Source organism: Flavobacterium anhuiense (genome assembly GCF_001705175.1).
In the GTDB taxonomy this organism is placed as follows: Bacteria; Bacteroidota; Bacteroidia; order Flavobacteriales; family Flavobacteriaceae; genus Flavobacterium; species Flavobacterium anhuiense.
Map to the genome: position 1 here is coordinate 64,164 of NZ_CP016907.1, position 13,408 is coordinate 77,571.

At 34.5% G+C, this 13,408-nt stretch carries 9 protein-coding genes; 4 read left to right on the forward strand and 5 right to left on the reverse strand.

Going from position 1 to position 13,408, the window contains the following annotated elements; translation table 11 throughout:
* Positions 1-26 precede the first annotated feature (26 nt).
* Positions 27-2,681 carry a DNA gyrase subunit A gene (gene gyrA / locus BB050_RS00285; protein ID WP_066032167.1) on the reverse strand — a complete coding sequence of 885 codons (2,655 nt, stop codon included), beginning with the start codon at positions 2,679-2,681 and terminating at the stop codon, positions 27-29.
* Positions 2,682-2,939: 258 nt separating this feature from the next.
* Here gyrA and BB050_RS00290 point away from each other — a divergent pair, with 258 nt between their 5' ends.
* The 4 genes from BB050_RS00290 (at position 2,940) to BB050_RS00305 (ending at position 8,438) form a co-directional block, all read left to right on the forward strand.
* Positions 2,940-5,486 (forward strand): ATP-dependent Clp protease ATP-binding subunit, encoded by a 2,547-nt coding sequence (locus BB050_RS00290; protein WP_066032168.1) that lies wholly within the window; start codon positions 2,940-2,942, stop codon positions 5,484-5,486.
* Positions 5,487-5,833: 347 nt separating this feature from the next.
* Complete coding sequence (gene rimK, locus BB050_RS00295) at positions 5,834-7,201, forward strand: 30S ribosomal protein S6--L-glutamate ligase (RefSeq protein WP_008462738.1); 1,368 nt, start codon at positions 5,834-5,836, stop codon at positions 7,199-7,201.
* Between the two features lie 29 nt (positions 7,202-7,230).
* Positions 7,231-7,845 (forward strand): hypothetical protein, encoded by a 615-nt coding sequence (locus BB050_RS00300; protein ID WP_066032169.1) that lies wholly within the window; start codon positions 7,231-7,233, stop codon positions 7,843-7,845.
* A 74-nt stretch (positions 7,846-7,919) separates the two neighbouring features.
* On the forward strand, positions 7,920-8,438 hold the full coding sequence (locus BB050_RS00305) for a DUF421 domain-containing protein (protein ID WP_066032170.1): 519 nt from the start codon (positions 7,920-7,922) through the stop codon (positions 8,436-8,438).
* A gap of 40 nt (positions 8,439-8,478) precedes the next feature.
* Here the strand turns inward: BB050_RS00305 and BB050_RS00310 are convergent, their stop codons facing one another.
* From BB050_RS00310 to hutH, 4 genes are all read right to left on the reverse strand, one after another.
* Complete coding sequence (locus tag BB050_RS00310; RefSeq protein ID WP_066032171.1) at positions 8,479-9,474, reverse strand: WG repeat-containing protein; 996 nt, start codon at positions 9,472-9,474, stop codon at positions 8,479-8,481.
* A 187-nt stretch (positions 9,475-9,661) separates the two neighbouring features.
* Complete coding sequence (locus BB050_RS00315; RefSeq protein ID WP_008462732.1) at positions 9,662-10,993, reverse strand: inorganic phosphate transporter; 1,332 nt, start codon at positions 10,991-10,993, stop codon at positions 9,662-9,664.
* A 30-nt stretch (positions 10,994-11,023) separates the two neighbouring features.
* Positions 11,024-11,668, reverse strand: a complete 645-nt coding sequence (locus BB050_RS00320) for a DUF47 domain-containing protein (protein ID WP_008462731.1) — start codon at positions 11,666-11,668, stop codon at positions 11,024-11,026.
* A gap of 49 nt (positions 11,669-11,717) precedes the next feature.
* Positions 11,718-13,232, reverse strand: a complete 1,515-nt coding sequence (gene hutH, locus BB050_RS00325; protein WP_066032172.1) for a histidine ammonia-lyase — start codon at positions 13,230-13,232, stop codon at positions 11,718-11,720.
* Between the last annotated feature and the right edge of the window lie 176 nt (positions 13,233-13,408).

Here is a 13,408-nt window from a genome sequence, read left to right on the forward strand (position 1 = left end):
TTTGTATTTAATTTTTTGTTTTTTACTTATTCTTCAGACTCTTCGTCTTCTGTTTCTGAATCGTCTTCATCTTCCACCTCTTCATCATCAGAGTCATCATCAGAGTCATCATCCTCTTCTGCAGTTCCGTCATCTTCAAGAACTTCCATATCTGGCTTCACTCTTTCGATTGCAGTGATTACATTTCCGTCTTCATCTACTTCAACTTCTTCAGCATCGTCTTTCATCACAGTAGTAACGGCAGCGATAGAGTCTTTGCCTTTAAGGTTAATTAATCTAACACCTTGAGTAGCACGTCCCATAACACGTAAATCCTCGATTGCCATTCTGATCGTTAACCCAGACTTATTGATAATCATTAAATCGTCTGCATCTGTAACCGCGTTGATAGAAATTAGTTTACCCGTTTTTTCCGTGATGTTAAGCGTTTTAACCCCTTTACCTCCACGGTTTGTAATTCTGTACACATCTTCTCCATCGTCGTCAACCAATTTAGTACGTTTTCCGTATCCATTTTCAGTTACGACTAAGATTTGAGATGTCGAAATATCATTTTTATCAACCGTTACCATTCCGATTACTTCATCAGTTTCGTCTTTTAAAGTAATTCCACGAACTCCAGAAGCTGTTCTTCCCATAGGACGCGTTTTAGTTTCTTCAAAACGAACTAATTTACCAGATTTAACTGCTAAGATAATTTGACTTTCTCCATTTGTCAGCTGAGCTCCAATTAGCTCATCGCCTTCTTTAATTGTAATTGCAGCAACTCCATTCGCTCTTGGTTTAGAATATTTCTCTAGAGAAGTTTTCTTCACCTGTCCTTGTTTTGTTACCATTACAAGATTATGCGTATTAATATAATCTTTATCTTTTAAGTCTTGCGTACAAATGAAAGCTTTTACTTTATCATCACTTTCAATATTTACCAGGTTCTGAATTGCTCTACCTTTTGCTGTTTTGCTTCCTTCTGGAATTTCATAAACACGCATCCAGAAACATTTTCCTTTTTGCGTAAAGAACATCATATACTGATGGTTTGTCGCCACAAACATGTGCTCTAAGAAATCTTGATCTCTTGTTCCAGCGCTCTTCTGCCCAACTCCACCTCTATTTTGTGTTTTGTACTCAGATAAGTTGGTACGCTTGATGTAACCTGCATGCGAAATAGTAATCACTACATTTTCGTCAGCAATTAAATCTTCAATACTTACATCACCTCCAGAATACTCGATTTGAGAACGACGATCATCACCGTATTTATCGCGAATTTCTGTAAGTTCTTCTTTAATCAAGTCAATTCTTAAATTAACATCTGCTAATAAAGCTTTTAAATGCTCGATTAACTTCATTAATTCGTCAAACTCAGCTCTTAACTTATCTTGTTCTAGACCTGTTAACTGACGCAAACGCATCTCAACAATTGCACGAGCCTGAATATCTGACAATTTAAATCTTTCGATTAATTTTTCTCTTGCTTCGTCTGTGTTTTTAGAACCTCTAATTAACGCAATTACTTCGTCGATATTGTCAGAAGCAATGATTAATCCTTCTAAAATATGCGCTCTTTCTTCTGCTTTGCGCAATTCGAACTGGGTTCTTCTCACTACTACATCATGACGGTGCTCAATAAAGTAGTGAATCATATCTTTCAGATTCAGCAATTGAGGGCGTCCTTTTACTAATGCAATATTATTTACACTAAAAGAAGACTGTAACTGAGTGTATTTGTATAAAGTATTTAAAACTACGTTTGGCGTAGCATCACGTTTTAAGATATAAACGATACGCATACCACTTCTATCCGACTCGTCACGGATATTGGCAATACCTTCGATTTTTTTCTCGTTAACTAAATCAGCCGTACGTTTGATCATTTCGGCTTTATTAACTTGGTATGGAATTTCAGTTACGATGATGCATTCTCTTCCATCAACCTCTTCAAAACCAACTTTAGCACGCATTACAATACGTCCTCTACCCGTTTTAAAAGCTTCACGAACACCTTCGTATCCGTAAATTATACCTCCAGTTGGGAAATCTGGAGCTTTAATATGAGTCATTAACTCATCAACTTCAATATCATTATTATCAAGATACGCCAAAGTACCATTGATAACTTCAGTTAAATTGTGTGGCGGCATATTAGTCGCCATACCAACTGCAATACCTGTTGCTCCGTTTACTAATAAAGTAGGAACCCTGGTTGGCATTACTTTTGGCTCATATATTGTATCGTCAAAGTTCAATTGAAAATCAACTGTTTCTTTTTCGATATCGGCCATAATCTCTTCAGAAATTTTACGCATTCTGGCCTCAGTATAACGCATTGCTGCAGGACTGTCTCCATCGACAGAACCAAAGTTACCCTGTCCGTCAACTAATAAATAACGCATACTCCATTCCTGCGCCATACGCACCATTGCATCGTAAACAGAGGTATCACCGTGTGGGTGATACTTACCCAGAACCTCCCCTACAATTCTCGCAGACTTTTTGTGGGCAGATCTTGATGTTACACCTAAATCATACATTCCGTAAAGAACTCTTCGATGCACTGGTTTCAAGCCATCTCTAACATCAGGAAGTGCTCTCGATACAATTACTGACATCGAATAATCAATGTAAGCTGACTTCATTTCATCCTCTATGTTAATAGGAATTAACTTTTCTCCTTCAGACATAAGTTGTTATATTAAATAATTATATTAGTTTTCAAAGCGTGCCAAGATACGTTTTTTTGAAATTTTTTCAGCTATTTCCTTACACTTATTTCAATGATTTATTAACAACTTTATTTTGGCTTTTAGTTAATAAATTAAACGTTTTTTAACGCTTTTATTGCCTTTTTTTTCGTCTATTAGCTGACAGGAGATGTCGATGGGTACGGTTTTTGTTTTTAAAACTGTAATTCACTAAATTTACAATACCAATTATATATTATGGATGATAATTTTTCACCAAGAGTAAAAGATGTAATTACGTACAGTAAGGAAGAGGCTCTACGTCTAGGGCACGACTTTATTGGTACAGAACATCTTATGCTAGGTATTTTGAGAGATGGTAACGGAAAAGCTATTCATATACTTAATAACCTAGCTGTCGATTTAGATCATTTACGCAGAAAAGTAGAGATACTGAGCCCTGCCAACCTGAGCGTTGAAGTAAATGCAGAAAAGAAAAACCTTCATCTTACCCGACAGGCCGAAAGAGCCCTGAAGACCACTTTTCTAGAAGCAAAAGTATTTCAAAGTTCATCAATTAGCACGGCACATTTGCTGTTATGTATCTTGAGAAACGAAAACGATCCAACAACCAAGCTGCTTAATAAACTAAAAATAGATTATGATGTGGCTAAAGAACAGTACTTAAATATGACTCCAAACGAAGAAGAATTCTTAGAAAACTTGCCAAGAAACGAATCGTACAATGACGATTCAGGACAAGATGACAGTCTAAAAGAAAGCAGCTTTAACAATCCCGCCAATAAGTCAAACAAAAAATCTAAAACTCCAGTTTTAGATAATTTTGGGAGAGATTTAACAGAAATGGCTGAAGAGGGAAAATTAGACCCTGTTGTAGGACGAGAAAAAGAAATTGAGCGTGTATCGCAAATTTTAAGCCGTAGAAAAAAGAACAATCCGCTTCTTATTGGAGAGCCGGGAGTTGGTAAATCTGCTATTGCAGAAGGACTTGCTTTGCGCATTATCCAAAAGAAAGTATCTCGTATTCTTTTCCACAAACGTGTTGTTACTTTAGATCTTGCAAGTTTAGTTGCCGGAACAAAATACAGAGGACAATTTGAAGAAAGAATGAAAGCCGTAATGAACGAGCTTGAGAAAAACGATGATATTATTCTTTTTATAGACGAGATCCATACTATTGTAGGTGCTGGCGGAGCAACAGGTTCACTTGACGCTTCAAACATGTTCAAACCTGCATTAGCTAGAGGTGAAATCCAATGTATTGGTGCTACCACTCTTGACGAGTACAGACAATACATTGAGAAAGATGGCGCTTTAGAAAGACGTTTCCAAAAAGTAATCGTTGAACCAACTTCTGTTGAAGAAACAATCGCTATTTTGAATAACGTAAAAGATAAATACGAAGATCACCACAATGTGACTTATACTCCAGAAGCTATTGAGGCTTGCGTTAAGTTAACAAACAGATATATGTCTGAGCGTTTCTTACCAGACAAAGCTATTGATGCGATGGACGAAGCTGGTTCACGCGTGCACATTACCAACATTGATGTTCCGAAACAAATTTTGGATCTAGAACGTCAATTGGAAGAAGTTCGCGAAATGAAAAATATGGTTGTTAAAAAACAAAAATATGAAGAAGCAGCCAAACTTCGTGATGATGAAAAACGTATCGAAAAAGATCTTGCGTTAGCACAAGAACAATGGGAAGAAGATTCTAAAAACAACAGAATCGAAGTTACAGAAGACAATGTAGCTGATGTTGTTTCTATGATGACTGGAATTCCCGTAAACAGAATTGCGCAAACAGAAAGCAACAAATTGGCTCAATTGCCAGAATTGATTCAGAATAAAGTAATTGGTCAAAACGAAGCCGTTCTTAAAATCGCTCGTTCTATCCAACGTAACAGAGCTGGACTTAAAGATCCTAATAAACCAATCGGTTCATTCATTTTCTTAGGTCAGACTGGTGTTGGTAAAACACAATTGGCCAAAGTATTAGCTAAAGAATTATTCGATTCAGAAGATGCTTTAGTTCGTATCGATATGAGTGAATACATGGAGAAATTTGCGATTTCTCGTTTAGTTGGAGCGCCTCCAGGATACGTCGGGTACGAAGAAGGTGGTCAATTGACTGAGAAAGTTCGTAGAAAGCCATACTGTGTCGTTCTTTTAGACGAGATCGAAAAAGCGCATCCAGATGTATTCAACATGATGCTTCAAGTTTTAGATGACGGATATTTGACAGATAGTTTAGGTCGTAAAATTGACTTCAAAAATACTATCATTATCATGACATCTAACGTTGGTGCACGCCAATTGAAAGATTTTGGACAAGGTGTTGGATTCGGAACTGCCGCAAGAACAGCTCAAGCCGATGAAAACTCAAAAAGCATTATCGAAAATGCATTGAAGAAAACTTTTGCTCCTGAGTTCTTAAACAGAATTGATGATGTAATTGTATTCAACGCATTGGAAAAAGCTGATATCGATTTGATTATCGAAATCGAATTGAAAAAACTATATTCTCGTATTGCAGAGTTAGGCTACAAATTAAGCTTAACAGACAAAGCAAAAGCGTTTATTGCCGAAAAAGGTTTTGACAAACAGTTTGGAGCTAGACCGTTGAAAAGAGCAATTCAGAAATATGTTGAAGATTTGTTAGCAGAAGAAATCATCACTTCAAAAATACATTCTGGTGATGAAATCTGGATGGATCTAAAAGATGATTCACAAGAATTATCAGTTGAAATCCATAAAGCTGAAGAGCCAACGAATCAATAAATTAGTCAAAATTTATAACAGAAATAACTTACCCGTTACGTTTTCATAACATAACGGGTATTTTTTTTATTAAAAATCACTATCTTTAGTAAAAGCAAATAGCTATTTTTGAATTTAAATTCTATAACAAAACCTGTTTGGGAGTCAAATCAAAAAAACATTTAAACACATAGAAACATAGATTTTTATTTTACTAAAGAAAGGAAAATCAAAAGAAACTAGTTTCTAACACATAGCAAACTATGTTAATTTATGCAAGTGAAACGCCTTTTATGCAGTTTCAAATACTATGTTTCTATGTGTTTGAAATAATTACAACCAACAGATCATAAAACTAAATAAAACTTATGCTTCAAAACAAAGTCATTTTAGGCAGCGAAGAATGGTGCTCATTTCCAGAACTTGGAATCCCGACAATTAAGGCTCGTGTTGATTCTGGTGCCAAAACTTCGGCAATGCACGCTTTAAACATAGCGCCTTTTATAAAAAATGATGCCAATTGGGTTAAATTCGACATTAATCCGATTCAGAATAATATCAAAACCATTATTCATTGTGAAGCACCTTTGGTCGACAAGCGAATTGTAAAAAGCTCGAGCGGTTTTAGAGAACATCGTTATGTGATCCAAACCAGCTTGAAAATTGGCGATGCCAAATGGCCAATCGAAATGACTCTGACTAATCGCGATTCTATGGGTTTCAGAATGCTTTTAGGACGCGAAGCTATGAGCGGAAGGGTTTTAGTAGATCCTGAACAAAAATACCTTTTAGGACAGCCTACAGCAGAATCTTTAAAAGAATTATATCAAAACTCAGAAAAAGCAAAAACTGGTTTGCGAATTGGTCTTTTGGCCAGCAATCCAGAATTGTATAGCAATAAAAGAATTATGGAAGCCGGCGAAATGCGCGGTCACGAAATGCATTTCTTAAATATCAAGGAATGCTATATGAAATTGGATGCCAAGAAACCTGAGATTCATTACAGAGGCGGAAAAATTCTAAACGAATTTGATGCTATTATTCCAAGAATTCGTCCGAGCATTACTTTTTACGGTTGTGCTTTAACACGCCAGTTTGAAGCTTTGAAGGTTTTTGTTTTGAATTCTGCTACAGCCATTACTCAATCTAGAGATAAATTATATTCTTTACAATTATTACTGAATAGCGGAATCGATATTCCAACTACTGGATTTGCCAATTCTCCGCTTGATACAGACAATTTAATTAAAATGGTTGGCGGTTCACCTTTAATTGTAAAATTATTAGAAGGAACACAGGGAAAAGGTGTCGTTTTGGCTGAAACAAAAAAAGCTGCAGAAAGTGTTATCAATGCTTTCAAAAGTTTAAATGCCAACATTTTAGTTCAAGAGTTTATTAAAGAAGCCAACGGAAAAGACATTCGCTGTTTTGTGATTGACGGAAAAGTGGTTGCTGCAATCCAACGTGAGGCTATGCCTGGCGAATTTAGAGCAAACATTCACCTTGGCGGAACGGCATCTGTTATTAAAATTACTCCTGAAGAGAAAAAGATTGCCATTAAAGCGGCAAAAGCAATGGATCTAAAAGTTGCGGGTGTTGATATTATTCGCTCTTCTAAAGGTCCGTTATTGCTTGAAGTAAACTCTTCCCCAGGTCTTGAAGGAATTGAAGGCGCAACCAACAAAGATGTGGCCGGAGAAATGATTAGAGCTATTGAAAAGAATTTTAAATTATAATTAATTTAGTCTTTTTCAACACTCCATTTATGAAAAAAATCACAATCTTTCTAATTTTAATCCTATTTGGATGCAGTAAAAATGATTGCACTAATAATGAAAAGATTAGAAAGATTGAAACTGATAAAATTATAGAAACCCTTTTCCAACAAAAATATATAGAGAATTATAAAAATTCATATACGTTTTGCATTAGTCTCAGAAAACTCAAAATCAACACAGAAAGTTTATATACTGATTCAACAAAAAAAATAAAAACTGTAAAGCTTCCCAGGATTGGCCCAAAAATTTTTGAAAATGCTGAAATCTATATTGAAAACCTTCTTGAGGTAAATTTAAATGGGAAAAAGTTTTTTAACCTCAATGATTCAATAAATTTTGTCAAACAAAATAATTGCTTTTTAGAATATACATTACCCAAAACAGTCAGCAGAAAGGTAAAAACAATTTCAGTTTTTCAAGCAGAAAAAGACGAAAACTTCATTATTTTATCAGTTCCTATTTTTTCTGAAGACAACAAAAAAGTCTATATCAAAGTTGATTATTATCCCAAAAGATATCAGTATGGAACATCTCTATATCTAGCAAAAATAGATAGTGTTTGGAAAGTCATATCAAGTAAAGACTATTACGGTACCTACTGATTTTTTTATTATTTTAAAAGCTTTGTCAAAATCCTAAACTTTGAAAGAGCTTTTTTATTTAACTTTAAAATAAAATGACTTTTCCTTATTTAGACATAATCATCCGAAGTGTTGCCGTTTATTTTTTCATGACAATTGCTTTACGAATATTTGGCAAAAAAGAACTTTCTCAATTAAACACAGCCGATGTAATTCTTATTTTATTAATCAGCAATTCTGTTCAGAACGCAATGGTTGGTCCTGATACAAGTTTAACGGGAGGATTAATTGCTGCTTTAGTTTTGTTTGTAATAAATTTTGTCATTAAAAAACTGACTCGCAAGTACAAAACTCTTAGCAAAATACTATTGGACAAACCCGAAGTATTAATTCACGACGGAAAATTAGATTTTAAAGCTTTAAGCAGATTAGATATTTCTGACGAAGAGCTTAAGGAAGCCATGAGAGAACACGGAATTGAATTTTTTAAAAATGTAAAACTGGCCATGTTAGAAATTGACGGAACGATCAGTATCATTTCTGAAGATCAAAACCAATTAAAACAGACGCATTACAAACGCAGACATAACCGTAAAAATCTTCAAAAGTTTTAATTTTTAACGAATCAAAATCAACTACTCGTTACGGATTCGTTTATTTCCCAACTTGAATTCTAACCGCTCCTAAACCATCTTTAAAATCATCTGCTTTTTCGTATTTCGGAGTAACGATTTCCTTTCCTTCTTTGTCAATAAAACCATATTGGCTGTTCAACTTTATTACAGCTATTCCATCTTTAAAAGATTCAATCAAATCATATTTTACAGAAGTGATTTCTTTTCCACTTTTATCAATCAATCCGTATTTATCGCCTAATTTCACTTGAATCAAATCCTCGTTCAAAACCATGAAATCGTATTGTATTGGCACAATTTCTTTTCCTTCATTATCTAAGATGCCATATTTATTCTCCTGTTTTACAATTGATACATTGTCTTTAAAATAAAAATTCATATCGTACTTCACAGGAATTACAATTTTTCCGTCTTCACTAATTACTCCATATTTAGAATTAGATTCTACTATTGCAAAACCATCTTTAAAATTCTGTACGCGATCATAAGTTGGCGGAACAACCTCTTTTCCAATCTGATCTACAATACCAAATTTGCCATTTAATTTCACAACTGCAAACCGATCTGTAAAATCAATTATTTCGTCATATTTTGGACTTATTTCTTCTCCAACCACATCGATAAAACCCCATTTATTATTCAGTTTGACAGCTGTTATTTCAGCTGATAAGGCTTTTACATCATCGTATTTTTTAGTTAGCAAAACATCAGAAGATTTAACTAAATATTGAGCTTTAGCATTTTTATTGCTCACTATTATCCAATTCGGTTTGTTAATTATTTCATCATAAATACAGCGAATAACTTCTTTTCCGGTTTTATCTACCACACCGCTTTTTCCTTTTAATTGTACAACGGCAAAACCATTTTCAAATGCGCTGATACCATCATACTTGCAAGGAACGATTTCTTTTCCTGTCTGATCGACAAAACCATATTTAAAAGTTTTTTCCTTTAATTGAGCAAAACTAGTTTTTACAATCAGCAATAAAACCAATACAATTATTCTCTTCATTATTTTAAATATTAAACTATTTCCAAAAGTCTATAAAATTAGCTATTCATATAGCCTCTAAAAGCTTTTATACTTTTACTTTAAAACAAATTAAAACAAAAAAAACCGATTTCAGATTTGAAATCGGTTTTCTATATTAACAAAAATGTGATTTAGTTTCACATTTTACAAAATTCATTTTATTAGATTAGATGAAGACGCTTAAAATGAAGTAAACCAAACCTGCTAGAATAGCTGAAATTGGAATAGTCAAGATCCAAGCCCAGATTAAACTTACTGTAACTCCCCATCTAACGGCAGATACACGTTTTGTTAATCCAACCCCGATAATAGAACCTGTAATAGTGTGCGTCGTACTTACTGGGATTTTTAAGTGTTCTGTAAAGTAAAGCGTTAAAGCTCCTGCAGTTTCAGCTGCTACACCTTCAAATGAACTTACTTTTGTGATTTTAGAACCCATTGTTTTCACAATTTTCCATCCACCGCTCAAAGTTCCTGCAGCAATGGCAGAATAACATGCCAACGGGATCCAGCTTGGCATTACGCCTTTAATTCCTAAATCATCGTTTGGAAGCACAACATCTAACCAAGCATCCATATGAACTCCTGGATTTGTATTGATATAAACTGCTACAGCCGCAGCTATAATTCCCATTACTTTTTGAGAATCATTTCCTCCGTGACCTAAACTAAATGCCGCAGAAGACAATAATTGCATTTTCTTTAAAGCAGCATCTGCTTGATGAAGATTTAAACTGCTGAATAGTAAACAAAAACCACTTACAGTTAAGATAATAAAAGCTACTAAGAACCATTTAATATTATGAGCTTCAAAAGCAACACTCCAGAAATGTGAATCAAATCTTGGTTTTTCAATTTTTTCGTAAGGCACCATTTGGTAGTATACAAAAACAATAGTAGCAATCATTAAAGCTGCAGTAAAGATTTTAGGACCGATAGTTTTACGAGAAGCATTTAAAAGCCAGATTGAAATTAAATAAGAAGCTAATGCTCCTAATAATGGCGCTAAGACGATAAATGCAATGATAATAAGAACTCCCGAAGGCATTGCTCCATCTTTTCCTGCTTTGTACCAGCTTACAATTTCATACCAATAGTGAGTTGCTCCGTCTTCTCCAACATAACCAGAGAAACCGTGAACCGCAATAGCATGCGCCACAGCAGCTCCAGCAAAACCGCCGATAAGAGTATGAGAAGAACTCGAAGGAATTCCCAACCACCAAGTCAATAAATTCCAGCAGATCGCAGCAATAACTCCAGCCAAAATTACAACTAGGTTAATCTCCATAGTGTGCGCCGTTTTAGCAACAGTATCTGCAACACCAAATCCGAAAACCCAATACGCCAGAAAGTTAAAAAATGCTGCCCAGACTACCGCCTGAAAAGGTGTCAAAACCTTTGTCGCAACAACAGTCGCAATAGCATTTGCCGCATCATGAAAACCATTGATGTAATCAAAAATTAAGGCAAGTACTATAATTAATATAAGTATAGTCATAAGATTATAACTTCAGATTGAAAAATTGAATTAAGAATGTTTTACAGAAATAGATTCTAGTATGTTCGCAACACTCTTACATTTATCTGTTGCTGATTCTAAAACAGATAACACTTCTTTATATTTAATAATATTTTTAGCATCTGTTTCGTTTTCAAAAATTTCAAAAACTGCTTTGTTATAAACGTTATCAGATTTGTTTTCTAGTTTGTTGATTCTAGCACAAGCATCTTTAATAACTTTAAAGTTTTGTAGGTTTCTCAACTCTTTCACTGCACTGTCAATGTTTTGACAAGCTTCAAGGTTGATTTCTGTCATCTTTCTGATAGATTTTGTAATCTTATCAACTTGATACAATCTCATACGGCTAGATGCACCGTGAAGGTAATCTGCAACGTTATCAATTGAAGTAATTAACGTATGAATATCTTCTCTGTCAAACGGAGTAATAAAGTTTCTGCTTAACTCTAAGTTAGTCTGACGAGTAATGTCTTCTCCTTTTTGTTCTAATTCGTCAATTTTTTGAAAAAGGATCTCTCTTTCTTTTAATGGTAAATTTACAGCTTCGTGTAAGTTAGAAGCTAATTCAATTAAATTGCTTGAAGCCTCTTCAAAAAGTGGAAAGAATTTTTTGTCTTTCGGCACTAAAAATTGGAAAATACTGTTTATTGACATTGTTTTATTTTTGATAGTGCAAAATTACCTTCAATAACACGTTCCAGTGTTAAGCCATTGTTAACAAATCGTTTTCAATTTGAAAACTCGAAAGGAATAAAACAGTGTTTTCTATGTCATTATGTAAAATTCTGTCTTCTTTTACCAAAGGCACCACTTCTCTATAGCTGTTTAAGAACATTTCGATAAAGTCGCTTGATTTTAGAGGCTCTCTGTACGCAATTGCCTGAGAAGCATTCAACAATTCGATTGCCAAAATACGCTCTAAATTATCTAAAATTCGTAAGGCTTTTGTCGCACCGTTTGCTCCCATGCTCACGTGATCTTCTTGTCCGTTGCTCGAAACAATGCTGTCGATACTCGCCGGAGTTGCCAATTGTTTGTTCTGACTTGCAATACTGGCTGCAGTATATTGCGGAATCATAAATCCTGAATTTAATCCCGGATTATCAACCAAAAATGCAGGAAGATTACGCAATCCAGAAATTAACTGATACGTTCTTCTTTCAGAAATGCTTCCTAATTCGGCCAAAGCAATTGCCAAAAAGTCTAAAGCTAATGCCAATGGCTGTCCGTGGAAATTTCCACCAGAAATAATCTGATCGGCTTCTATAAAAATATTTGGATTATCCGTTACCGAATTGATTTCTGTTTTGAATACTTTTCTAACATAATCAATTGCATCTTTTGAAGCTCCGTGAACCTGCGGCATGCAACGGAAAGAATACGGATCCTGAACATGTTTCTTTTCTTGAGCAATGATTTCACTTCCGTCCAAGAATTCAGTAATTCTCTGTGCAGTTACAATTTGTCCTTTATGCGGACGTATATAATGTATCAATTCATTAAATGGCTCAATTCTTCCATCAAAACCTTCCAGAGAAATAGTTCCGATTAAATCTGCCAAATACGAATATTTATACGCTTTAATTAAAATATGTGCTCCATAAGCACTCATAAACTGCGTTCCGTTCAATAAAGCCAAACCTTCTTTTGATTGTAAAACGATTGGTTCCCAGTTAAAATGTTTTAAAACTTCAGCAGAAGCAACCTTTTTTCCTTCAAATAATACAATTCCCTCTCCTATTAAAGGTAAAGATAAATGCGCCAAAGGAGCTAAATCCCCAGAAGCCCCAAGTGAACCTTGAGTATATATTATCGGAAGAATATCATTATTATAGAAATCAACCAAACGCTGCAATGTGATTAACTGAATTCCAGAATGCCCATAGCTTAAAGATTGGATTTTTAGCAGAAGCATCATCTTTACGATCTCAGCTGGAACTTCCTCACCTGTTCCGCAAGCGTGCGATTTTACTAAGTTTTCCTGAAGTTTAGATAAGTTTTCATTAGAGATTTTTACACTATATAAAGATCCGAAACCTGTATTGATTCCGTAAATCGGAGCCGTATGCGATGCCATTTTCTTGTCTAAATAATCACGGCATTTCTGAACATTTACTTTAGCTTCTTCAGACAATTCAAGTATTTTATTCTGACTTAAAACTTCTTGTAATGTTTCTAAAGTGATCGTTTCCGAACTTATATAATGAATCTCTCTCATGATGATTGTAAATTTTAAACGCCAAAATTCAACAAATCAATATTAAAAAGCAACATTTTATCACAATAATTAAAATTTCGATAAAAACTCTTAACATACATTCAATGTCTTTTTTAATCAAAATATATCGTTTTGGTCCATTATTAATGTCTTTTTGGGCTAAACATCAATCTCTT